Here is a 23807-nt window from a genome sequence, read left to right on the forward strand (position 1 = left end):
CTGTGTCACTCGCTGGAGTGTTATCGGAACGCCATTGCGCCCTTGCCAACACCTTCATAAGCGACGATTTGTAGTGATTGGTTCTCTGCTAGGCTAGGTTCAACTTGATCCGCGATATAGCCAGCAAGTAATTCCACCGTGGTATCTGTCGGTAAAATTTCCGTCTCACTCTTAGCAATCGCTAGCTCAAATTCGCCTTGTGGCGCGGTGTAGCGGAAGCCATAGTGACTTTCATCATTAACACTGTTCGCGTTTTCACTCAGGTTAAGTGATGAAACTGAAACTTGGTCTTCTTTAGAACCTAAATAAATGTCTTCCCAACGCTGAGCAAATGCTTGTTCACGTTGCCCGTCACGCTGACCATCGACCACGATTTCTACTGGAGAACGGTGACCATGCGCGATGCGCTGGCAGTTACCATCATGCTTTTTCAAACCGTGAGTATAGTGGTAGAACGCACCATTAATGTTTTCATGGCGAAGGGTAATCTCTAACCCTGTGACGTTACTTGGAAGGTTGTCGCGAAGAATATCATAAACATGAGCGGTCACACTCTCGATGGTGATCGCTTCAGCGTCAATCAGACAGTAAGCTTCATCAGGGCAGTGCAGGTGCAGGCTCTTGTCACCGCGCAACACATCTACCTTAGAGTAACCGGCTTTGCTTGCTTGATGCACGATTGCAGAGTTTTTCATTGGCAGCAGTAAGCGGTGGTCAACATGTTGATCAACCAACTGTTTGATCTGCTTTTTGACCTTACTAAAATCCAGCACCATGCTCATTTCATTAAGTTCACCAGACATGGTGACATCTAAAATCCAACTATCTCCTACGACCCCTCTGTGTTCACAGATGTATGAAGAATCGATAACGGTAAGGTCTCTTACAAATAGGTTCAAGTTGAACTCCTTAATACTTTAATGAGATACGGGAGGCTGAATAATGTTCAGCAGGCACTTCGTCTCATTGGTGTCTAGATAAAATAGGACGGGCAGGATGTTACAACGAGCTTATAAAGTCCACCTTTTTACACCCTCTTCCGATAAAAGAACAAACTACATACAATTTCCGCTAAAACATAGACCAGCCAGATACGAATAGCCATAAATCGGGTGGGGATTGCCTGCCGTTTCACGACGCATTTTGCTTTAGCCAAAGGCGCGGCGACACTCCGGCAACATGTTGAAAAGCACGTGAGAATCCTGAATAGCTATTGTAACCCACTTCATCAGCGACCCAATTGATCGGCTTATTTTGCAATAACAGAGATTGAGCAACAGAGACTCGCCACTTTTGCACATAATCTCCCGGCGTTTCACCCACTTCCCGTTTGAACGCTTCAATAAACTGAGTACGAGACATCGCGGCCAGTGACGCCATTTCGGCAGATAAACAATGCAGGGCTGTGACAGTTGCTTGTACTCCGTGTGCGCACTAGACAAGGTCAACTCACCTGCGCTCAATACATGAAGATGCCCTTCTTTACCCTGTTGCGGCTTAAATGACGACACTCCGCACAAATTGCCAGAATAGAAAACACCGGTACGTATCGAGAAGTGTTCCATTAGTTGTGAAAGCAGATCCATGCATCCTCCGAACGATTCGCTTACTTTTAAGTTCTTTTGTCCCTCTATAGACCGGACGAGTGGGCTAAATTATTTCAAACAAGATAACCAACACTGACAAGGAACTTGATATGTCACACATGAAATCGACCAGTCAAAAAATCACTCTATTGGCCGCGTTACTAGGAGCCAGCTTTTCACTGATGGCAGCAGACATCGACATGAGCGTTGATAGCAATGACATCGCGATCAAAGGCTATGACCCAGTGGCTTACTTTACTGATGCTGGTGCCGTTCAAGGTTCATCAGAATTCACTGCTACTTATAAGAACGCTATTTATCAGTTCGCAAACAGTGACAACCGAAATCAGTTCCGCACCAATCCTGAAGCTTATGCACCTCAATACGGTGGCTATTGTGCCTTTGGTGTGGCTATGGGTAAGAAATTTGAGACCGACCCTAACGCATGGAAAGTCGAAGATGGAAAGCTGTATCTGAACTTAGACAAATCTGTACAAAAACGATGGTTGGAAGATACGCAAGAGTTCATCCAAGACGCCAACAGCAACTGGACGACGATCAAAACCGTAGAAGCCTATAAGCTTTAGTCTATAAGCTTTAACCTACAAGTTTTAGCCTAGTAACTTTAACCTTTATCCATTGCCCATTAATAAAAACGGAAGCGACCGAACGCTTCCGTTTTCATTTCGACGTTCCAAATCTTAATAAGCCTCCAGCTATTGGTATCACCACAATAAATGGCGATGCGCTGCTCAAATCAGGAAAACCCGTCAGCCTTTAGCACGAATCAAGCCCATTTCTATTCTATACTCCAAGAAGATAAGCTTTTCTTTTTATGGAAGAATAATGATATTACCTAGGATTTTTGCACTTGGGCTCTGCGCCTTATCAACACTGACTTATGCAGCTACATGGCAGTTCGTCAAAAGTGAAGACGGCATCATCATTGATAAGAGACCTCACAGTGAAGGCTTAGTAGAGATACGAGCACAAATGCAAACGCCCACCACTTACTCCGGTTTTTTACTGTTGCTGGAAGACAGCGAGAACGTGCCAAACTGGATAGACAATGTGTCGCAAAGCCGTGTCTTGATGCAGATATCTGAGGCAGAAAACATCGTCTATACCCAATTCAAAGCGCCTTGGCCTGCTAGAGATCGCGATATGGTGACCTACTCAAAGTACAGCATCGAGGATGGGCAGTTTGTCTTGTCGATAAAGGATGCGTCTAATTATTTGGCAAAAGAGTCGGGGTACATTCGAATTTACGATGTGGACGCACTTTGGACGCTGCAACCGCTCACCAACGGCAATACCTACATTACCTACACCGCATATGCGAACGCAGGGGGTATTTTGCCCAATTGGTTGATGAATAAGTTATCGATAGGCAGTGCGCTGAGCACGTTTAAGGGGCTGAAAGAACAGCTACCAAAATACCAAGGCCAGCAGCACCCCAACCTGCCAAGTGAGTCTCGTTAGCGGTACAAGTAAATAGGTAAATAAGGTTAAAGACTAAGGTCTTCTTGCTAGGTCGCGAGCTAAGATAAGCGCTAAACCAAACACCTGAAGAAACAGGGCGATGTTCTTATAGAAAGCCATTTTCTCATCAAGCCTTTGGATCAACTCAACCAAGGTCAGATTATCCAAATAGTAGTCATCAATTCGTGATCGTTGCGATTCTTGGGCATTGTTTATCAGCATCATAAGCTTAGGTAAATTAGCCAACGAGATGGCCGGCACCTCGTCACTCACCCAACTCCGAAGTTGTCCGCGAAGCGCTTCATCAAGAACTGTGGCAGGTTGAGCGATTTCTGGGGATAGCTTATCAAGGTGAATCAGAATCGCTTCACGCTTACGCTCTAAGGTTTCGATCGTATTCCAGGACAGTTGTATAGAGTACACATTACCGTATTTACGATCGTTGTACTCCGATTTCTCCGCTTCAATTTTGTCCAACACCAAGCTCGACATGACAATCGCCATGATGTTGAGTATTAGCCCTGCAAGGACAATCGCCCAAGCAGGAGGAAGGCGCAATGCCATAATGCTCCCTAGAACATTTTATCAAAAGGTAGGTAAGCTAAGTTTAGGACAATCAAAGAGATCATGCAGATAAGCGTTAACACCATACCCACTTTTCTGCCTTTGAAATTCTTCGCTAAGATCCCTTTAGCGTGAATCACTCGCCCCAGAATAAACGCCACACCAATGACATGAATAAGCCACACACCAGCCCCATTCATCTCTAGCAACCCCATCAAAATCACCGTGATTGGGATGTAATCCATCGCGTTACTTTGTGCCGAACGTGCTATCTGTAACGACTCAACACCGCCATCGGCATGAGCAACAAGATTGATTCGTCTTTGCTTAATAACTTCAATCGCCAACCAAATCATTACTACCGTCAGCAGAGCTGCGTAAAGTGCTGTAACCATCATAATTCCCTATTGTTTTGTCTTAACTCAGTGTTCTTTTCTATCTTTTCGACATTAACCGCCAAGATAAAATGATAATCACGCCCGAGCACTTGTAAGAGATCTCTCACACCGAACGTAAGAGATCACAATCAAGCTTCGCAGAAAATTCCTAAAATACAAACCCAACCCCTTGTTTTGTATGAATCCACGCATATTTCTTTCGGTTAGTGAGTACATTTATTTCTTGAGGTGGATTGTGAGTAAAGCCTCTGCAGTGTTTAATACACATGTCGACAGGGAGTTGGCAGGAACAGGAAAAAGCCTAACGGATTAGGTATCTTCAGGATGAAGATTTGATGACTTAGGATGAGTTATCAGCAAGGAAGTTTTGCTCTAGGATAGAGTCGCTTGTCAGGATGATGAGTTAGCAAGGACACCGCTAGGAAGGCGATGAATTGGATAGGTTAAAGGATTTAGCCAAGTCAAGGAACGATGCAGGGAGCACCAGTTACCTATTGAAAGATAAGTAACGCGCAGTAGCAGGATGGCTACGAAAAGAATAGACCCCGTTTGGTGAAAGCCAAACGGGGTTTCCTTTTTTTTTAGCGTTTGAAAAGTCTCATTGGCAATTCATTTACCATAAACCCTAAAAAGTTTCGAGAACTGTCATTCTACAAAAGTTATAGAATAATATTCATCAAGAACATCGCACCAAACGCATTCAATACTGAAATCGCGATCATCACTGGAATATAGCGACCTTCAATACCAATTGGTCCCATGATACGTCCCATGTATTGCACCAACAAACTTGAAGATAAACATCACAGCAACCGCTAGGCCAATTGACGAAGTTACCGCCAAAGAACCATCCATAACTGGAAGGGTGAACAGTACTGTACCTGAAGAGAAGAAGTTAACGATCGCCCCGCGCCAGCATCAGTACTTTGAAGCGACGCAATCAATGCTAAGCCTGAGTTGCCAGGAGTATCCATCAAAGCTAATACTTTCGCCACCGTCTTTCTTTTTCACTATAATCTATTGAATTATTAAGATATCTATCACACTGCACATGGTTATTTAGGTCTACTCTTTTACCCGTGTTAATAACTTATTAACTTCGGAGCGTAATCCATGTTAGGTATCCAGCTTTCTGCTGTTCTCTCTTTGTTACTCTTTTCTTCGGTAGCAGGTGCTGCCACTTCTCAGTTGGGAGAACCACTCAAGCTCACCAACTCATTCGCTGGCTACCTATCCCTGACCATTTTCGTTGTCGCCTACATCGTGGTGATGATGGAAGAATACCTAAAACTCCGAAAATCCAAACCGGTTCTACTTGCAGCGGGCCTGATCTGGATAATCATTGGTTTTACCTACCAAGAACACAACCTTGTTGAAGTCGCTAAACAAGCGCTCGAACACAACCTGCTGGAATATGCCGAGCTATTACTCTTTCTGCTCGTCGCCATGACATACATTAGTGCTATGGAAGAGAGAAGACTGTTTGATGCGCTGCAAGCGTGGATGGTAGGCAAAGGCTTCAATTTCCGCTCTCTGTTCTGGATAACCGGTATTCTAGCCTTCTTTATTTCGCCTATTGCCGACAACCTCACGACAGCTCTATTGATGTGCGCCGTGGTTCTCAAGGTTGCTGGTTCTAATCCTAAATTCGTTAATCTCGCTTGTGTGAATATCGTGATAGCCGCCAATGCTGGCGGCGCGTTCAGTCCATTCGGTGACATCACAACGCTCATGGTGTGGCAGGCTGGTTATGTGAGTTTTAGTGAGTTCATTCCTTTGTTTATCCCTTCGGTGATGAATTACCTCGTCCCTGCGTTGATCATGTCTTATTTTGTACCCACGACTCAGCCCGACACGGTTCATCAACACGTTGAATTAAAACGTGGTGCAAGGCGAATCGTATTTTTGTTCATCATGACAATAGCGACCGCAGTTGCTTTCCATGCCGTACTCCACTTCCCTCCTGTGATGGGGATGATGATGGGACTCGCCTACCTGCAGTTCTTTGGTTATTACTTACGTAAGACTTTACCCAACTCACTCGCGAAGAAAAAAGCGGTGGCGATCGCCAATAACGATGAAGGCGCCCTGAAACGACTCGGTTCTGTTGTGCCATTCGATGTATTTCGAAGAGTTTCGCATGCCGAATGGGACACGTTACTGTTCTTCTACGGCGTCGTAATGTGTGTCGGTGGCTTGAGTTTACTTGGATACTTGGAATTAGCCTCGGGCGTGATGTATAGCCAATGGGATCCAATTTGGGCCAACGTCATGGTGGGGATCTTATCGGCTATTGTCGATAACATTCCGGTGATGTTTGCCGTGTTATCCATGGAGCCTCAAATGTCGATGGGCAACTGGCTACTGATCACCTTAACCGCGGGCGTCGGTGGTAGCTTGCTATCTATAGGAAGTGCAGCAGGTGTGGCATTGATGGGGGCGGCGCATGGAAAATACACCTTCTTTGGACACTTAAAATGGATGCCAGTGATCATGATTGGCTATGCCGTCAGTATCGCCGCTCACCTATGGCTGAATGGCGATCTTTTCTAATTCGGAGATCTTTTCTAATTCGACTTGTCTTTCAAAGGCTTCTCAACAAGTGTCCAGACGTTACTCAATTGTATCGCTGGGCATTGGTTGCAAGTTAGCATCTCGCCCTGTTGTTGAATGCGCATCACTAGTCTAGAGTCAGTTCGACTGCTTCCAGAATTGAACTCAATGGTGATCAAGTCATCATCAACACGATAGGTTCGAGTAACGGACTTATCCGTTGTTTGATAAGTCACTTGCCCGGATTCAAAAAGTAGATAACTGTCATTATCTACGTTCTCATACATACCTTTGAACAGAGCAAGCTGTGGAAGCTCGAAAGGTCGGCTGGTATCAGTTAAACAACCCGTCAGCAATAGTGCGCTACTGCAGCAGAGTATAAGTGAATGATGGCTATTCATTTGGGCATCCTTGCCTAGAGAGCATGGTTAAAGGATATGCAACCAAACAAGTATTTTCCAGAAAGCGGCAGTTTTATTGCAAAGTCACACTTTAAGAACCCTTAACGTTCACCAATAATTGATACGCAATTTTCAACAAACATTCCGAAAAAGACTCTTTAATCTTCTTCTCTTCCCTCAATAACCAATAAGCGCTGTTTACGTTCTACACCACCCGCATACCCGGTCAGCTTGCCATTTTTACCAATCACACGGTGACACGGCACAATCACTGACACCGGATTTTTTCCATTCGCTAAACCCACGGCTCGCACCGCTTTGGGGTTACCAATCGCGTCGGCCAATTGTGCATAGCTCCATGTTTCTCCATAAGGAATGGTAGTAAGAGCCTGCCAAACCGATTGCTGAAACGGAGTGCCCTTAGCTGCGATCGGCACAGAAAACTGGATAACTTCACCAGCAAAATAACGGTTGAGCTGGTCGGCGACCAATTCAAAGATCGGAAAGCTAGCATCTTGAACGCCTAACTGTTCTGGCTTAGTGGTGTATGTTTCAAACCAAAGGCCGAGCAGCCCTTCATCGTTCGCCTGTAAAGTCACGGTTCCCAATGGGCTCTCATAATAAGTAAATCGGTTAGCCATAATATCTCCTAGCCTGCTACTGCATGTGTTTGTGGGTTGCAGATGTTTGTAGGTGCTCTTTCTATTAAGACTGATTCCAACAATGGAACGTGGCGTAACTTCCCCAAGGCGAAACACTCTCTGTATTGATGGCTGGGCGATGCTCAATGAACTTCTTCACCACCAGATCGCCAACCAACAGATGATTAGGTTCACTTAACCCGCGAAGTAGCGCGTATTGAATCGTCCAAGGCCCAATGCCCTTTAGCTCAATCCACTTAGAAGGATGTTCGGCTTCATTGTCGACCATGTATTCGGCAAAGCGCTTTAAGGTCTCTTTGCGGCTTCCCGGCATTCTTAAGAAGCTGACATCAGCCTCCGCTATCTTTTTAGGTGTTGGGAAATAGACCTTCTCATGTGCATCAGAAAGTTCTTTGACCAACAAGTTAAGCTGCCCAATCGCCGCGGTTACCGAAACTTGCTGCCCGAGAATCGCTCTTACTCCGGCTTCCCAAGCACTCCACACGCCAGGAATGCGGATGCCACTCTTAGCCACTAAGTTGGGGTCAATGGTTGTAAAGAAGGCCTCAACCTTAGCAATATCAACATCAAGGTCGAACATGCGTCGAATGTTAGCAATCAAGCTTCTTAACTGGCTTATATCTTCCAACTCAAATTCAATATCTAAGCGGTTCTCTTTGGCCAAGGTGGCCTTGAACCAACCCTTTGACCCATTAACATTCACTGTGCGTTTGTAATAATCTTCGCCAACGTCCTCTACACCTTCAATCATTCTTCGTCGATAGAAACCCAGCAAATGGTTCCAGTCTAATGGGCCGTGAAAGACTAGCTGAATATGATTGCTCAGGTTTTCACTTAGCTTTGTTCGTCGGATTTGGCTTGGCGAGAGCTGAAGCTCTTTTAGAAAGGCATCATTGAAACGACGCGTGCTATTAAAACCACTCGCAAAGCCAACATCGGTAATGCTCATGCTACTGGTGTGCAGCAACTGTTTGGCAAACATCAATTGGCTATAAAGGCTATATTGCTTCGGCGACACGCCGATGTAATTGTCGAATAAGGTTCGTAAATAACGGTCTGAAATACCTAACCGCGTTGCAAGGTCGACGATTGACCCTGAGTTCAGCGCACCATGATCAATCAACTGTAAAGCACGCAAGAAAGTCGTTTCAACACCTTTCCAAGCTGGAGAAAAAGGTGCGCTGTCTGGCCGGCAACGTAAGCATGGGCGATACCCAGCCTTCAATGCTTGAGCTTGATGGGAAAAATATTCGACATTTTCTTCTTTGGGTGGTGTGGCTGGGCAAATCGGGCGACAAAAAATTCCTGTCGTTTTCACCGCTGTAAAAAACATCCCATCAAAGCGAGCATCTCGTGCATATCGAGCCAAATGGCACTGCTCACTGGTTAAGCTGCTGTTGTGATTGATCTTTTTCGACATGCCGTACTCTTACCACTTACCATAGCGTTTGATCCGATACCTAAAAGTTTACCGTGAACCACCATTGTCGCTAGCCACTTTCGGAAGCGAAGGTCAGATAAATCACAAAAAAGGGTTTTAATTTTATTCAATTCGACTAAATTTAACCTAGAGAGGACATTCTTCTCACAACGTCAACGATCGGTACTTAGCACGCCAAGATGCAGAGACCTATCGAATATAAAAAGGAAAAGGCTATGGTTCTACACACATGTCGTATTGTTTTATCAAATCAACAGGTTCTCACCAGTCAATCAGTCGAGCAGTCTCTAAGCTTTCTTGAAGACAAAGCGGACAACGGGATTTCTATGATCGAGATTGACGCAACGGATGGCAATCAAATCCATTCGTACATGTCACACTCTCTTGAAGAGTCTATTGAGAATCTAATGAACCTATAGGGCTTTTAATAAAGGCTACACATACCAGGCTTAAACGATATTTATGGAATTAGAAACGATCTCTAGTTCCGAAAAGAAGTACATTTCTGGTTTAAAACAAAAATGGCTCCCAACTATACAATTAGTTGGGAGCCATTTTTTATTGAATCTAATCAGCAAAGCCACTGCTTACCGCGAATGCCGTTACTCAGGTGCTTGTTCAGCGGCTTGCTGCAATGTGTAAGCCGTCGATGGGTCAATCTCATTAACCAACTTCTCAACCTGCATGATCGCATCAACCGAGGTACTGCTTTTACGGTAGCTCAGATAAATTGGGAGATACCAGTCTTCAACCCCTTTCACCTTGTGCAGCTGACCCGAATCGATAAAAGGTTCGACTAGAGACACCGGAAGATACGCACTGCCGCCTTTCTCTAAAATGAAATCGAGGGCGATACGGGCTGTAGAGGTACGTAGGTACGGTGCTGGCACTTTAGGGTGACGTTCTGCGTGTTCAGAACCAAAGCGCGTTCCCCAATCCACATAAACATACTTATGTTGAAATACAGATTCCAGATCATCTTGCTGCGTTGATACCAACACCAAAACCAAGTCAGCGACTTTTTTACAGTTCAGCTCTTCTGCTTTGATCTGATCGAACGCGAAAGCCATATCTAAGGTTCGTTCTAACAAATTACGGTTCAGTTGCTCGCGCCCCATCACCTCTGCCATAAAGCCGTAACCACCAAAAGAGTCGGTTACCACACTTAAACAGTTTTGCAGATACGCATCCCAAATATTCGGCGTGCCGCCCAGCGTTAACTGCAAGGCTTTACCACTCTCTAACGACAGCTCAAATTTGGCTTGTTGTAGGGTGGACACCATCACTTCGGCATAACCAATCAAACGTTCACCGGAAGATGTGAGTTTGATGTTATTGCGGTCACGAATGAAGAGCTGAGTATCAAAATAGCCTTCAAGCTGTTTGATCCGCGCACTCACCGCCGCTTGTGTTAAATACAAGTTTTCAGCTGCACGCCCAAAATGGCGCACCCTTGCAACCTCAAGAAAGGTTCTAAATACTTTCACATCCATCAAATACATCTCTGTAATAAATCTGCTAACTAGCCGATCTAGGATTGTTTATCGTAAAGGCAAAAACATTTTGTTTCCTATTTTAGCCTTTTAACAATATTTTCGCGTGAGCAATAAACACTAATTTCTATCTAACCACATTACTGAGGCTGATATGTCTGAGACCGAATTCCGACACGGAAAAAAACGTTTTTATGACACCATTAAATTCCCGAGAGGGTTCGCTAAGTCGGGTGATTTTACTCTTTCAGAAGAGGAAATCCTAACCTTGTTTGGTGACACTATGCTTGCACTTGAAACTGGTGAACTAGCACCAATCAATGCAGAAGAAAAACACTTCATTAAAGTGTTGTCTCACCCTCATAAGGCAAAGTCCAAGTTAGAGCGTGTTTGGTTGAAGTACATTCAACTGGCTCGTGGACGCCGTCGCTTTCACACCCTAAACGGCTGCAAACGCGGCGACGTATCTAGGGAAGAATACGAAAGTGAGTTAGTGTTAGAAGATTAGTAAAATCGCTCAAAGTGATACCTCATCACTTTGGGCTTTTTTTTGCCTTCAAACACACATCTTCTTTGTAATTGGTAAGTTTAGCCAACCTATCCATTTTTACCAATATTTATATACAATTCATAGCGATAGCGTGACTAAAACACAGCTCTCGTTCAATCTTATGGGTATTCATCCCACTGAGATTCATCGTTCTTCATCCTGCCCCTGTCTTTTATCACGATAGCGCTCCATTGCCATCATTATTTTTCTAGTTTCAACTATACGCTCAACGCTTGTTTATACTCGAAACACGTTAATGCACCAAAATTCGTCAATGGTTCGAGCGATGCCATTATTACAATAATCGTATCAAGGCATAGAAACACACCAACCCTTTCAGGTGCTGAATTAGATCAACATTGCTGTATATGACAAACGTATTAATCTTGTTTAACGCCACCAAATATCCATACAATAATTGTGCAATTTTGAGAGTTCCAGTCACAGTTACGACGAAAAAAGCAAAAACTTGACCTAAAACAATAGCGGAACTGGATAACTTATTTTATAATGCGAATTAATGTTTCAGAACACTATAAAATTTTATTTCTAGGGGCAAAATCAATGAGACTTATTCCATTAAGCAACAAAGCTAAAGTAGGTAAATGGGCTGCTCGTCATATCGCAGATTCAATCAACAAGTTCGCTCCAACGGCTGAGCGTCCATTTGTACTAGGTCTTCCTACTGGTAGCACACCTCTAACTACTTACGCTGAGCTAATTGAACTTTACAAAGCTGGCGAAGTTAGCTTCAAGCACGTTGTAACATTCAACATGGATGAGTACGTTGGCATCGACCCTAACCACCCAGAGTCTTACCGCACATTCATGCACGAGAACTTCTTCAACCACGTTGATATCCAAGCAGAAAACATCAACCTGCTAGACGGCAAAGCTGAAGATATCGATGCTCACTGTGCAGCATACGAAGAGAAAATCCGTTCATACGGCAAAATCAACCTGTTCATGGGCGGCGTAGGCATCGACGGTCACATCGCATTCAACGAACCAGGTTCTTCTCTATCTTCACGCACTCGTATCAAAACGTTGACTGAAGACACTCGTATCGCGAACTCTCGTTTCTTCGATGGCGACATCAACCAAGTTCCTAAATACGCACTAACTATCGGTGTTGCTACTCTTCTAGATGCTGAAGAAGTGATGATCCTTTCTCTAGGCCACAACAAAGCTCAAGCGCTTCAAATGGCTATCGAAGGTTCTGTAAACCACATGTGGACTGTTACAGCTCTACAAATGCACCGTAAAGCTATCATCGTTGCTGATGAGCCAGCTCAACAAGAGCTAAAAGTTAAGACTCTACGCTACTTCCAAGAGCTAGAAGCTGAGAACATCCAAGACCTATAATTCCTATAGTCTTGAATAGCAGGGCGTTTTTATAAAGAGAGCGTCTTGAATAGAAAAAGCCACTGAATGTGGCTTTTTTTGTGCCTGCTGCTTTTGTATTTAATGGGAAGATATTTCGGATATTTTTTAGAAGCACAAAAACAACAAAGCGATTTCTCCAACGAGAGAAACCGCCATCATTTTAATCTTTGTATTGAAACGAACGAACAGCTACAAGTTATGTAGGATGTGAAACAAGATAAGCAGAGCTGCAAACTAGAGCTAAGAGCTCAGCGCGTTATCTCGGCATAGGGTAGTGATAATGTCAGTGATAGCTAATACGATCGTCGACTTCACCTTTTGATTATGTCGCCCCAAGAACATTTCAAGCATTGGGCCAGACATGGTTTCCACCATCTCCGCGTCATATTCGATAGGCATAATACGCTGAATCGCGTGCACCTTGTTGAGCTCAAATATCACATCAACTTCTGTGAAGCTGGTGTCTTCACCCTGTATTTTCGCCCACTCTTTCAAGGTAACGAAAACCTCGAGATCGTCGTAGAGTTCTTTACTGATCACGCCAAGCCCGAGTAGCAACTTAGCACGAATCATGATCTCGCCTAACGGCCCACCACTGTTGAGAAGTGGCTCGACAACGAACTTAATTGCAGTGTCGTCTTTCTTAAAGATGTTTTTTAATACGGCATCTACCGTGTCGTCCAATGCATCATAAGCAGCCATTAGGCAAGCGCTAGCACTCTCAGCTTCCGAAAGGGCTTCGAGTAATTCAGTTTCATGGCTTGTTTGTATTGGCATAACGGCTCGACAATAAGAAAGTGCCACTGGTGTGGCACTTTGATGGTTTATCATTTCAATGCTAGATAAGCTTCTTCCGCTAGTTTAACAACTTCTGAGTCACTATTCAGCTCAGAATAATGCGCTAATGTCTCAGCAAAGCCTTTTTCTGCGAACATTGCTTGAAGTTCAACCGCTTGTGGGTCGTCTTCGTTCTTGTAATGGAACGCAGCAGCGATTGCTTTTACTAGGTGAGCATTCGGTAGGCCGTACTCTAATGTACCGTTTAGAGGCTTAACTAGGCGGTCTTGCGGGCTCAGTTTACGAATTGGCTGACGACCAACTCGGTCTACTTCATCACGTAGGAACGGGTTAGCAAAACGACCTAGAATCTTTTGGATGTAGGCAGCGTGTGCTTCTGGATCAAAGCCGTAACGCTTAATCAGAACCGCACCACTCTCTTCCATCGTCGCTGTTACTTCAGCGCGGATTACGTCATCTTCGATAGAGTCTTTAATAGTCTCATGACCTGCAAGCACACCAAGGTATGCCGTTACCAAGTGACCTGTGTTTAGCGTGAACAGTTTACGCTCAACGAAAGCCATTAGGTTATCAGTGCATTCCATTCCTGGGATGTTTGGAATCTCACCTTTGAATTGTGTTTGATCTACGATCCACTCGCTGAACGTTTCAACCGTTACCGCTAGAGGATCTGTTTCGCCCGCTTCTGCCGGTGGAACAATACGGTCAACCGCAGAATCAACAAAGCCAATGTGCTCTTCAGTGAACGCTTTCATTTCATCAGAAAGGTGCTCTAACACGGCTGCTTTTAATTGGCTAGTACCGCGAACCATGTTCTCTGCCGCGATGATGTTCATTGGTGCAGTGTTGTTTGCTGCTGCACGCTTTTCAATGCCTTGAGCGATAGACTTAGAGATGATTTTAAGAACCGTAGGGCCCACTGCAGTCGTCACAAGATCAGACTCAGCAATGCAATCTACTACTGCGCTTGTCGCTGAGTTTACTGCTGTCACGTTCTTAACAACTTCGACAACACACTCTTCGCCAACAATCTTAACTGGGTATTCTTGGCGTTCAATTAACGCATTTACAACCGTTTCATTTACGTCAGCAAACGTAACCTTCATACCAGCATCAGAAAGAAGCTTACCAATGAAACCACGACCGATATTACCTGCACCAAAATGTAACGCTTTCATAATTTTGACCTTATAAATATTTGAATCTAGATAGCTAACTGCTCAACAACATGCCTTGACGATGTGCCCTAGGCATTAAGCAGTAAGCTATTCAGACTGAATCTTGTTAGAAAGATTAAGACCGAAAATGAGGCCAGTAGGGGGATACCGGCCTCCTTCACTCAGGAGCTTGACTAGAGCTTTTTAGTTTCCGTTGAGAATACGTAGAACATCAGCAGGGTTTGTTGTGTTCTGTAGGCATTCCACAGCTTCTTCATCATCGAGTGAATTGGTAATCGCCATCAGCACCATGTTGTGCTCATCGCCTTGTGCGGCAATACCGATAACCATCTTCGCGATATCATCTTCATCTTCGCCCCACTGAATACCTTCAGGGTACTGACAGAAAACGATGCCGGTTTTTTGTACGTACTGTTTCGCTTCGATTGTGCCGTGTGGTACTGCGATAGACTCACCTAGGTAAGTAGACACAAGCTCTTCACGAGCAAACATGCCATCTACGTATTCTGGTGATACGTTGCCAAGTTTTACTAATTGTTCGCCAGCAAACTTGATTGCGTCTTCTTTTTGAGTCGCTTTAAGGCCAAGGAAGATGCTGTCGTCAGTGAGTGCAAGCTTGTTGCCTTCTTGCGCTGGAGCTGCTGCAGGAGCCGGAGCTTCTACTTTCGCTTCACCACTTTGAGCATCGACAAGCTCCGCAACTAGTTGGTCGTATACGCCGCCGTCTAGGAAGTTGCTTAGAGACATATGCATCGCACCTGGCACAGTGCTACGAGCACGGTCTGTTAGGTCTTTATGCGTAATAACGATTTGCGAATCAGCCGGTAGGTTGTTGATTGCGTAGTTGGTTACTTCAATGTCTAGGCCAGCTGTTGCTACTTTCTTACGTAGTAGACCTGCACCCATTGCACTTGAACCCATACCCGCATCACACGCTACATAAACTGCTTTTACATCCGCTAGGTTTACGTTTGCTTCTGCTGCTGCACCTTTAGAAGACGCTTTCATGTCTTTCATTTGTGCAGAAGCTTTCTCTAGTGAATCTTCCTCATCATCTTGCGCTGATGTTTTAAGAAGGATTGACGCTACAACAAACGATACTGCCGTTGCTGCGATAACAGATAGAATCACGCCGATGTAAGAGCCTTTTGGCGTCATCAGTAAGACTGCGAAGATAGAACCTGGAGATGCTGGAGAGATAAGGCCAGAATCGAACATTACGTTAGTGAATACACCCGCCATACCACCTGCGATTACCGCAAGAATTAGACGTGGGTTCATTAGAACGTAAGGGAAGTAAATTTCGTGGATACCCCCTAGGAAGTGGATGATAGATGCACCAGCAGCAGATTGCTTCGCGCTACCTTTACCAAACACCATGTAAGCAAGTAGAAGACCAAAACCAGGACCTGGGTTTGCTTCGATTAGGAAGAAGATAGAGCGACCCATCTCTTCAGATTGCTGGATACCTAGTGGAGAGAAGATACCGTGGTTGATTGCGTTATTTAGGAATAGGATTTTCGCAGGTTCAACAAAGATAGATGCTAGAGGTAGTGCACCCGCTTCTACCATTGCGTTTACGCCAGCCGCAAGTCCGCCAGACAGAATCTTAACCGCAGGACCAATCACGATGAACGCGATGATCGCACAGATCATGCCGATGATACCCGCAGAGAAGTTGTTCACTAGCATTTCGAAACCACTCTTCACTTTACCGTGAACAGCTTCATCGAATTTCTTAATTGCGATACCACCTAGTGGACCTACAATCATTGCACCCATGAACATTGGGATATCAGTACCAACGATAACACCCATTGTTGTGATAGCGCCCACTACCGCACCGCGGTCACCACCAACCATTTTACCACCGGTGTAACCAATCAATAGTGGCAGTAGGTATGTAATCATAGGACCAACCATTGATGCTAACGTTTCGTTAGGCCACCAACCCGTTGGGATGAATAGTGCAGTAATGAAACCCCACGCAATAAATGCGCCGATGTTTGGCATTACCATATTGGATAAGAAACGACCAAAGTTTTGAACCTTAATCTTTGCTTCTGGTGATAACATAGGTAGAACCCCGTAATGTATTGGTTGGTCAAATGACCGAAAGTGTGTACTCAAAAGTCGATTAAAATGTATCACAACATTTCCAAAATGCACCTTAGCCCAACTTTCGTGATAGCCATCACACACGAAAAACACTTTCGGGTTAACAAGCACACCTTAGATCACAAAAACACCATGAATTTAAATTACAAAGCCAAATTAATGAGAATAGATATCATCAGCACACGATCTAGATCACATTTCATTTTGTAATACTTAAAAATAAATAGTGATTAAAGTCACATTTAATAAAATATAGCATCTAAGATCTATATAAACCGTATAAAAGAACATCGTGTCACGTATATAAAATATGCACCCAGATGAGCAAAATCGCGATACCTGTAATTTAATTACAGGTTGAGCTACATTTTGCTAAACATACAAAACGAGACCTAACGCTCTACTAAAAACATAGACCACTGAACTGCAGTTAGCATTGATAGATGTGATATGGTATTTACCAACGCTATCGCATCATATATATATCCAACACCCATCAGCTGATCACTCCGCTATTTGAGAAAAGACTATGTCAGACAAAATTTCCACATCCGCACTCGCTAAACAAAAAGGCATAGAAGCTAAAGCTTTATTTAGCGATCTAAAAACAGCGGGCTATATAGTGCGTTCACAAGAGCGTTGGATTCTCACAGAACGGGGAGAAAGCTTTGGTGGGGAATATGTCGAACACAAGAAGTTTGGTGTCTTTATTGTCTGGCCAGAGAAACTGCTTATCGATTTGGACTCATTCTCAGGAAAAACACTCACCGCCACCCAGCTTGGCAGTGCCTTTCAACTCAGCGCAAAGAAAATCAACTTACTGCTCAACGAGCTTGGTTGGATAACAAAAGAAGAAGACGGTTGGCATGTCACCTCTACAGGCTTAAAAGCCGGAGGTGAACAAAGAGAAGACAAAGCGACTCAAAACTTATTCGTGGTATGGCACGACTCATTGGTTCGCAATAAACGTTTAAAGCAGTCTGTTGTTGAATTCCTAGGGCATGATGCTGAAAGCCACTCGACCGATGTGTCATTCTCCAGTTTTCGTCAGAAATTTGAGGCGAAGCACCGAAGCTTAGACGGGCATTATGTTCGATCAAAGGGAGAGCTGATCATTGATAACTGGCTTTATATGGCAGGAGTGGTCCATGCGTACGAGCGTCCGCTTCCGATATCAAAAGAAGTGATCAGCGATTTTTATCTACCAAGTGGCAAAGTATACATCCAGTTCTGGGGAACTGATTCTGCGCCAATCGCCGAAAATAAACGTGAAGCTACGAGAAAAATCTATGAAGAGCATGGTTTTGGTTTAATCGAAATCACGCCAGAAGATATCCCCAACCTAGACAGCGTACTTCCGCCATTATTGCGCCAATATGGTATCAAAGCGTACTAAGCTACTGAATCTAGAGATTCCACCTCCATTAAGATCACACTTATTGAATCATTATGGACATTATTAACCATAGTGATTTGATATGTTCGCTATTTTTCCCGAGTCATTCTTCTATTATCTTACACCCATCGACTTGAGCTACCGCAGATACTCGATTTATTGGGGCATGTTCGATAACTATTTAGACGTTCAATCTATTGAGATTCGTTTAAATTGGTTATCCGTTTATTGTTGACGTAACTGAACATAAAACCCTACAACATTTATTATTGATAGATATTAGGATTCAACATGACTCATCCAATCATTACTGATCTAAACACTCGTTACACAGCTAAAAAATACGATGCAGAAAAGCGCATCTCTGCGGAAGACATGGAAGTAATCAAAGAAGCACTTCGCTTGTCAGCTTCTTCTATCAACTCTCAGCCTTGGAAATTCATCATCATTGAGAGTGACGCAGCAAAACAACGCTTCCACAATACTTTCGAAAACATGTTCCAGTTTAACCAACCACATGCGAAAGAAGCGTCACACACGATCCTGTTTGCTCACGATCCTAAGTACACTAAAGAGAAATTCGCGAAGCGTGCTGATACAGAAGTAAGCTCTGGTCACTTACCAGCTGAAATGTACGAGCAATTCTTAGGTGCTTACGCATTCGCAGAAATGAACACAGACGAAACAGGTTTCAACGGTAACTGGACTAAGTCTCAAGTTTACATCGCACTAGGTAACACACTGCACACACTAGCTCGTCTAGGTATCGCTTCAACACCTATGGAAGGTGTAGATGCAGCTATGATCAGCGAAGAGTTTGCTGACGAACTAGAAGGTCACGTTGTTGATGTAGCTCTAGCTATCGGCTACCACAAAGACGGCGAAGACTACAACTACGGCAAACCAAAAGCGCGCCTAGCTCTTGATGAAGTCGTTACAACACTTTAGGGCGTGTTGACCTTTCGTGGTTAAATTTTGTTCGGATGGGGACGCCTAGTCAAAAGCGTTTTAATCGCGGTGAGGGAGAAGTAGCCTAGTCATTCTAAGCAAACCTCCCTCAACAAAGAGTAAAACGCTTTTTGCGGGGGCGCCCAGCTCGAACCCTTCGGGCAGCGTTTGCTGGTCATTTCTACTGCGTTATCGGCTTCTCATGTAGGCTAGCTACACATCGATGCCTCTGCCTTGTATAAATACCCAGCAACTCACTGCAAAAATCAGCTCGAAAGATCAACACGCCCTAGTTATTGATGTGACAGAGCCCTAACCGCAGGGGTATCAGGCAAGAAAACCTCGATAAACAAGAACAAAAAAAGCCAGTCAACAGACTGGCTTTCTTGTATTCATCTTAGTGCGATAAGCACATTGCGTTTAAGTAAAGGCGAACATTAACCGATAAACGAGATGTAACCCTGAAGGATAATCAGGTTAACGATATCGATAAAGAAGGCACCAACAATTGGCACCACCATGAACGCCTGTGGTGAAGGACCAAAACGGTTCACCAAAGAGCCCATGTTCATTACCGCTGTTGGTGTTGCACCTAGGCCGAAACCACAGTGACCACCTGCCATAACCGCTGCGTCGTAGTTAGAACCCATTACTTTGAACGTCACAAAGTAAGAGAAGATACCTAACACAACCGCCTGAACCGCCAGGATAACCAAGAACGGAATCGCAAGGTCAAATATGTTCCAAAGCTTAAGGCTCATTAGCGCCATTGCTAGGAACAGTGACAATGACACCGTACCAAGAATATCGACCGTTTCGCTGTCAGTCTTATGCAGCTTAGTCACTTCAAACACGTTAGTGATGAACACACCGATAAACAACGCGTAAACGAAGTCAGGAATCATCAACCAAGAAATTTCAAAAGTCGCCACCCACTGCTCTAGGTACTTCGCACCCGTGATACAGATAAGAAGGATGAACAACACTTCAATCACCTTCTTCGCCGTCACTTTGTCTTCTTCATACTCGTTGTAAGTAACAAGTTCAGGGAAGCGTTCATGTGTTTGCGTGCCAGTGCCGTACTCAGATTCAAGCTGGTTTTTATCAATCAGCTTTTGCGCCACTGGGCTACCGATAATACCACCGATGATCAAACCAAAGGTCGCTGAAGCCATCGCGATTTCTAGCGTATTTGCAATGCCAAACGTGTCTGCAAAAGTTTGAGACCAAGCCGCGCCTGTGCCGTGACCGCCCGAAAGGGTGATAGAGCCAGCAATCAAACCCATCAAGGGTTCAAGGCCTAGTGCCGTAGCTAAGGTTACGCCTACACCGTTTTGGATAATGATGTAAACCGACGCTACCCCTAAGAATAGGAATACCTTAGCACCACCTTTTATCAGCTGCGTGTAGTTCGCCGCAAGACCGACCGTTGCAAAGAACATCAACATAAACGTGTTCTGCAGGGGCAAGGAAAACTCAAGATCAAGGCCGTTAAAGTGCAGGGCTGTAATAGCAAAAGCGACAATCAAGCCGCCGACAATGGGCTCTGGAATGTTGTACTTTTTGAGAATCGGAAGCTTTGCATTGACGAAATGACCTAGAAACAAAACACTAATCGCGATTAGGAAGGATTCTAGTGGTCCAATTGAAATTAATTGATTCATATAACCTCTATTTTTTTACGTTCTCATCTTCCCTAATGAGTCTAGTTTTATCTGTAATTATTTGTGCTGCTCTACCTATATTTATACAAACTGGAGAGAAAGTGTGGATTCGAAAAGCGAACACATTACTGCGATCGCTTAGTACCATGTTAGTAGCACGTTAACTTTTATAGGAGATAAAAGGATTTGTGACAACAATCACCTCCTAAAAGTTGAAAACGGCGTGAGTATCTATGCCGCTGACTCTGCTTTCTTAATACCTAAAAAAGCAAAAAGGAGCTATTTCTAGCTCCTCTTTCATCACCATCGCTGGTAATTAGAATTTTTTCGGTGCGTAACCAGTCATAACCTCAATGCGAAGTTCTTTACCGATCTTCGTCATTGGGTGAACAATTACGAGTCCTTTAACAGACTTTTTAAGTTTACCCATATCCGCTTGCTCAGCCTTAGTGATCTCACGGCTAAATGGCATATCAACCAGAGACTTACGCTCTTGGTTCACATCATAGCTTTCTTTGTGTTTAAGCTGGGCAATTTTCTTAGTTAGCTTCTTAATCTCTTCCTCGAACTGACGAACAACAGGACGATCATTACGAGTTTTAGCAGCATCTAACTTGTGGCGACACTTGTCTAGACGGTTGTTAATTTGTTGAAGTTCGTTTTTAACACTCATAATAATTTCCTAAGATTAAACAAGCCAATTCGGATTGGGGCGCGGAGTATAGCACAAGGGTTGTGTTGAACCGAAATTTATCTGTTAATTACCAATAGAAACGAATCACATCGACACCGCTCATTCAGCTTACTTATTCTTTGTGGCGAATCTCTAAGCGGATTATTCATTGATAGGATAGCGCCTACTTCAAAAATTGCAGTCCTCGATGCATCAAAATTCCGTCTAAACTTATACTCTAACGCAATAACTAAATCAGGGTACACAGCTTGGAGTTGTTACCCCCAGCACGACTCTGAATCGCAACGTAATCACAAGGATAGCCGATGACATTATTGAAACGAACATTGACCTGCAGCCTAGCCCTGAGTGCAATGTTTGCCACAACTTATGCATCTAGTGAACAAGCCACCCAAAGTAACCTAATCGTCGAGTACTCTACACCGCAAAATACCGAAGAAGAGCAGCTCAAACGAGAGATTCAAAGCAGTGGCGTTAATGACACCGTGGTCGACCTATCAAACCAACTCTTCATGTTTGAGAAGCCATTAACCATTCAATATGGCGGGGAAGAAGGACCACTCTACGATCCACAAACCCATCAAGTACTGATCCCTTACAGCTTTTACGCTGAGTCACTCAATTACTTTGAGAAGAACCAATACGAAAAAGAGTATGGGAAATCTGCGCAAACCGGCGCTATTGATACCTTGCTGCACACCCTGCTACACGAGACTGGGCATGCGTATATCGAAGATCAGAACATTGCCATATTGGGTAAAGAAGAAGATGCGGTTGATAACCTAGCAACCGTGCTACTGCTTAACTACGTAGAGCATGGGGCCGACGCTGCTATCAGCGCTGCAGACATGTTCGCTTTCGAGTCAGAAGACCGCCCAGAGTATTACGACTTGGGGGAATACATCGACGAGCACAGTTTCGACCTGCAGCGTTACTTCTCCACGTTATGCTTGGTGTATGGCAGCGATCCCGATGCCTATAAGAACTTGCTCGATGAAGTGGAAAACGACTATTTGAAAGACAGAAAAGAGTTCTGCGTTGAGCACTTTGACGTGATCAATGAAAATTGGCATCAGTATTTAAAAAAGAGTGACGATGCTTAGATGCTTAAAGGTTAGTGTCGAGAACTAGGAAAACGGCTTTGGCATCAAATTCCAAAGCCGTCACTCGATAGATTGGCTTAAGTCTTACGTGTTAAGAGTTAAGAGTTAAGAGTTAAGAGCTTAAACCCTAGACGTTCACTTTGTACTTCAGATCTTGTGCTTCATCGCCCGTCATCCCTCGAAAACCCCAACAATGTGAAGGCTGCTCTTTAATGGTGATTTCAATATCAATCGGAGAGATAGAGAGCTGCTTTTCAATCTCAGAAAAGATCTTCTTGATTAGACGCTTTTTGGTGTTTACCGCTCGACCTTCCATCATGTTGATCTCAATGACGGTATAGGCTTCTGTTCTTCCTTCTGGGTAAAAGAAGTCATCCCGTTCCAATGGCACAAATCGATGTGCTCGCTTGTCATCGGGTAAACCCATTTCACTATTCAAGCACTGCTGCAACACATTAGAGAGCTGCAACTTAATTGGATTTAAGCACTCTTTGATACCATAAATAACAATCATGACCATTCCTTTGATGCGATGTTAGGTATAGAAGAACGTCAGATATAAGCATCGTCTGGCGACTACCCATTCGCTTACTATTTGTACATATATTACATAATGACGCGTATGAAAAAAGGTAAAAACAGTGAATTTATGAACAGGTGCAACAAAATATCTATCCCTTTGCGAACATAAGCCGAAGCGAATTGATCGAACACCACCCTCCCCGCGTATATCTTCTCGAATCACATCTGAACTAAGGAGTATTATGTGCCGAATTCACCTAGGAAGACCACGCGGACAGACGCCGAACCAGAAACACCCGTAGAGTCTTCTCTGGAGCTCGCTGTGTTTCCCCTCCCCATCTTCCTTTTACCGGGAGGCAGACAAAGACTGCGCATTTTTGAGCCAAAGTATCTCGCGATGGTCGCTCACGCAGCGCAGGGCGATGGTTTCATTATCGCCACTCAAGACAAATCTAACTCTGATCATCTCAGCTCTTGGGGAACAAAGGTGACCATCGTCGACTTCAATATGTCGGACGACCAGATATTAGAAATTGATGTCGAAGGCGAAAAGTTGGTGCAATTGCATGGGTCGTTTCGAGACGATGATGACCTGATTAAAAGTAAGTTCAGCTTGTTGCCTCACTGGCCTACCGATGAATATAAAGTGCCTAACGTGTTTACCGCTTTTTTGGTTCAGTTGTTTCGCGACCACGATTCGATAAGAACACTCTATCCCACTCCTGATTTTGAGAGCCCACAATGGATCTGTGCGCGATTGCTCGAAATGATGCCTATCCCACTGGAAAAGAAAACAGAATTTACTGAGCCAGCCAGTTTTCCGTCTCTAGTTCCTTTTTTGAATCAAATCATTACGGGGCAATAAGCACT

Annotated in this window: 23 protein-coding genes and 2 pseudogenes; 10 read left to right on the forward strand and 15 right to left on the reverse strand. The window is 44.1% G+C overall.

Annotation, left to right across the window (positions count from 1 at the left end; translation table 11 throughout):
- Window positions 1-20: 20 nt before the first annotated feature.
- Window positions 21-899 (reverse strand): 6-carboxytetrahydropterin synthase, encoded by an 879-nt coding sequence (locus tag AB6D06_RS02265; protein ID WP_108110853.1) that lies wholly within the window; start codon window positions 897-899, stop codon window positions 21-23.
- A 232-nt stretch (window positions 900-1131) separates the two neighbouring features.
- Window positions 1132-1586 (reverse strand): annotated as a pseudogene (locus tag AB6D06_RS02270) (AraC family transcriptional regulator).
- A 110-nt stretch (window positions 1587-1696) separates the two neighbouring features.
- Between AB6D06_RS02270 and AB6D06_RS02275 the strand changes: the two are divergent.
- Both AB6D06_RS02275 and AB6D06_RS02280 read left to right on the forward strand, forming a co-directional pair.
- Window positions 1697-2173, forward strand: coding sequence for a YHS domain-containing (seleno)protein (locus AB6D06_RS02275; protein ID WP_372109895.1), 477 nt, complete (start codon window positions 1697-1699; stop codon window positions 2171-2173).
- A 259-nt stretch (window positions 2174-2432) separates the two neighbouring features.
- Window positions 2433-3068 carry an START domain-containing protein gene (locus tag AB6D06_RS02280; protein WP_280598590.1) on the forward strand — a complete coding sequence of 212 codons (636 nt, stop codon included), beginning with the start codon at window positions 2433-2435 and terminating at the stop codon, window positions 3066-3068.
- Window positions 3069-3101: 33 nt separating this feature from the next.
- Here the strand turns inward: AB6D06_RS02280 and AB6D06_RS02285 are convergent, their stop codons facing one another.
- From AB6D06_RS02285 to AB6D06_RS02295, 3 genes and pseudogenes are all read right to left on the reverse strand, one after another.
- Window positions 3102-3632, reverse strand: coding sequence for a hypothetical protein (locus AB6D06_RS02285; RefSeq protein ID WP_017094217.1), 531 nt, complete (start codon window positions 3630-3632; stop codon window positions 3102-3104).
- An 8-nt stretch (window positions 3633-3640) separates the two neighbouring features.
- Entirely contained in the window at window positions 3641-4027 is a 387-nt protein-coding gene (locus tag AB6D06_RS02290) for an MAPEG family protein (protein WP_004732742.1), read from the reverse strand.
- A 780-nt stretch (window positions 4028-4807) separates the two neighbouring features.
- A pseudogene (locus AB6D06_RS02295) lies at window positions 4808-5034 on the reverse strand (YjiH family protein); the annotation flags it as partial.
- A gap of 109 nt (window positions 5035-5143) precedes the next feature.
- Here AB6D06_RS02295 and nhaD point away from each other — a divergent pair.
- Window positions 5144-6583, forward strand: coding sequence for a sodium:proton antiporter NhaD (nhaD, locus tag AB6D06_RS02300; protein ID WP_372109896.1), 1440 nt, complete (start codon window positions 5144-5146; stop codon window positions 6581-6583).
- 14 nt (window positions 6584-6597) lie between these two features.
- Here nhaD and AB6D06_RS02305 read toward each other — a convergent pair whose 3' ends face one another.
- The 3 genes from AB6D06_RS02305 to AB6D06_RS02315 all read right to left on the reverse strand — a co-directional run bounded on the left by AB6D06_RS02305 (window position 6598) and on the right by AB6D06_RS02315 (window position 9066).
- Window positions 6598-6984, reverse strand: coding sequence for a hypothetical protein (locus tag AB6D06_RS02305; protein WP_108189504.1), 387 nt, complete (start codon window positions 6982-6984; stop codon window positions 6598-6600).
- Window positions 6985-7142: 158 nt separating this feature from the next.
- Window positions 7143-7625, reverse strand: coding sequence for a methylated-DNA--[protein]-cysteine S-methyltransferase (locus AB6D06_RS02310; RefSeq protein WP_372109897.1), 483 nt, complete (start codon window positions 7623-7625; stop codon window positions 7143-7145).
- A gap of 64 nt (window positions 7626-7689) precedes the next feature.
- Window positions 7690-9066 (reverse strand): AlkA N-terminal domain-containing protein, encoded by a 1377-nt coding sequence (locus AB6D06_RS02315; protein WP_372100734.1) that lies wholly within the window; start codon window positions 9064-9066, stop codon window positions 7690-7692.
- 236 nt (window positions 9067-9302) lie between these two features.
- On the opposite strand from AB6D06_RS02315, the gene AB6D06_RS02320 reads away from it, so the two are divergent.
- Window positions 9303-9506, forward strand: a complete 204-nt coding sequence (locus AB6D06_RS02320) for a hypothetical protein (RefSeq protein WP_017061519.1) — start codon at window positions 9303-9305, stop codon at window positions 9504-9506.
- Window positions 9507-9689: 183 nt separating this feature from the next.
- Here AB6D06_RS02320 and AB6D06_RS02325 read toward each other — a convergent pair whose 3' ends face one another.
- Window positions 9690-10580: a LysR family transcriptional regulator gene (locus AB6D06_RS02325; RefSeq protein ID WP_017061518.1), complete on the reverse strand. Its 891-nt coding sequence runs from the start codon at window positions 10578-10580 to the stop codon at window positions 9690-9692.
- A 154-nt stretch (window positions 10581-10734) separates the two neighbouring features.
- Here AB6D06_RS02325 and AB6D06_RS02330 point away from each other — a divergent pair, with 154 nt between their 5' ends.
- Window positions 10735-11088: a DUF413 domain-containing protein gene (locus tag AB6D06_RS02330; protein ID WP_017061517.1), complete on the forward strand. Its 354-nt coding sequence runs from the start codon at window positions 10735-10737 to the stop codon at window positions 11086-11088.
- A 606-nt stretch (window positions 11089-11694) separates the two neighbouring features.
- On the forward strand, window positions 11695-12495 hold the full coding sequence (gene nagB / locus AB6D06_RS02335; RefSeq protein ID WP_017057618.1) for a glucosamine-6-phosphate deaminase: 801 nt from the start codon (window positions 11695-11697) through the stop codon (window positions 12493-12495).
- A 261-nt stretch (window positions 12496-12756) separates the two neighbouring features.
- On the opposite strand, the gene AB6D06_RS02340 is transcribed toward nagB, so the two are convergent.
- The 3 genes from AB6D06_RS02340 to AB6D06_RS02350 all read right to left on the reverse strand — a co-directional run bounded on the left by AB6D06_RS02340 (window position 12757) and on the right by AB6D06_RS02350 (window position 16568).
- On the reverse strand, window positions 12757-13293 hold the full coding sequence (locus tag AB6D06_RS02340; RefSeq protein WP_198592367.1) for an MltR family transcriptional regulator: 537 nt from the start codon (window positions 13291-13293) through the stop codon (window positions 12757-12759).
- A gap of 50 nt (window positions 13294-13343) precedes the next feature.
- Window positions 13344-14492 (reverse strand): mannitol-1-phosphate 5-dehydrogenase, encoded by a 1149-nt coding sequence (locus AB6D06_RS02345; protein WP_009846102.1) that lies wholly within the window; start codon window positions 14490-14492, stop codon window positions 13344-13346.
- A gap of 183 nt (window positions 14493-14675) precedes the next feature.
- Window positions 14676-16568, reverse strand: a complete 1893-nt coding sequence (locus AB6D06_RS02350) for a PTS mannitol transporter subunit IICBA (RefSeq protein ID WP_017066361.1) — start codon at window positions 16566-16568, stop codon at window positions 14676-14678.
- 571 nt (window positions 16569-17139) lie between these two features.
- Here AB6D06_RS02350 and AB6D06_RS02355 point away from each other — a divergent pair.
- Together AB6D06_RS02355 and AB6D06_RS02360 are read left to right on the forward strand one after the other, a co-directional pair.
- The gene (locus AB6D06_RS02355) at window positions 17140-18006 is read left to right on the forward strand and encodes a hypothetical protein (RefSeq protein WP_017070219.1); all 867 of its coding nucleotides are present in this window, start codon (window positions 17140-17142) and stop codon (window positions 18004-18006) included.
- Window positions 18007-18297: 291 nt separating this feature from the next.
- Window positions 18298-18954 (forward strand): NAD(P)H-dependent oxidoreductase, encoded by a 657-nt coding sequence (locus tag AB6D06_RS02360; RefSeq protein ID WP_017061511.1) that lies wholly within the window; start codon window positions 18298-18300, stop codon window positions 18952-18954.
- Between the two features lie 437 nt (window positions 18955-19391).
- Here the strand turns inward: AB6D06_RS02360 and gltS are convergent, their stop codons facing one another.
- Both gltS and AB6D06_RS02370 read right to left on the reverse strand, forming a co-directional pair.
- Complete coding sequence (gene gltS, locus AB6D06_RS02365; protein WP_017060972.1) at window positions 19392-20618, reverse strand: sodium/glutamate symporter; 1227 nt, start codon at window positions 20616-20618, stop codon at window positions 19392-19394.
- A gap of 316 nt (window positions 20619-20934) precedes the next feature.
- On the reverse strand, window positions 20935-21291 hold the full coding sequence (locus AB6D06_RS02370; protein WP_017060971.1) for a YibL family ribosome-associated protein: 357 nt from the start codon (window positions 21289-21291) through the stop codon (window positions 20935-20937).
- Between the two features lie 326 nt (window positions 21292-21617).
- Between AB6D06_RS02370 and AB6D06_RS02375 the strand changes: the two genes are divergently transcribed.
- Complete coding sequence (locus AB6D06_RS02375) at window positions 21618-22415, forward strand: DUF4344 domain-containing metallopeptidase (RefSeq protein ID WP_017060970.1); 798 nt, start codon at window positions 21618-21620, stop codon at window positions 22413-22415.
- Between the two features lie 127 nt (window positions 22416-22542).
- Here the strand turns inward: AB6D06_RS02375 and AB6D06_RS02380 are convergent, their stop codons facing one another.
- Window positions 22543-22929: a tautomerase family protein gene (locus AB6D06_RS02380; protein WP_017060969.1), complete on the reverse strand. Its 387-nt coding sequence runs from the start codon at window positions 22927-22929 to the stop codon at window positions 22543-22545.
- Between the two features lie 252 nt (window positions 22930-23181).
- On the opposite strand from AB6D06_RS02380, the gene AB6D06_RS02385 reads away from it, so the two are divergent.
- Window positions 23182-23802: an LON peptidase substrate-binding domain-containing protein gene (locus tag AB6D06_RS02385; RefSeq protein WP_017065084.1), complete on the forward strand. Its 621-nt coding sequence runs from the start codon at window positions 23182-23184 to the stop codon at window positions 23800-23802.
- Window positions 23803-23807: the final 5 nt, after the last annotated feature.

Source organism: Vibrio sp. 10N.239.311.G01, from assembly GCF_041465805.1.
In the GTDB taxonomy this organism is placed as follows: Bacteria; Pseudomonadota; Gammaproteobacteria; order Enterobacterales; family Vibrionaceae; genus Vibrio; species Vibrio crassostreae_C.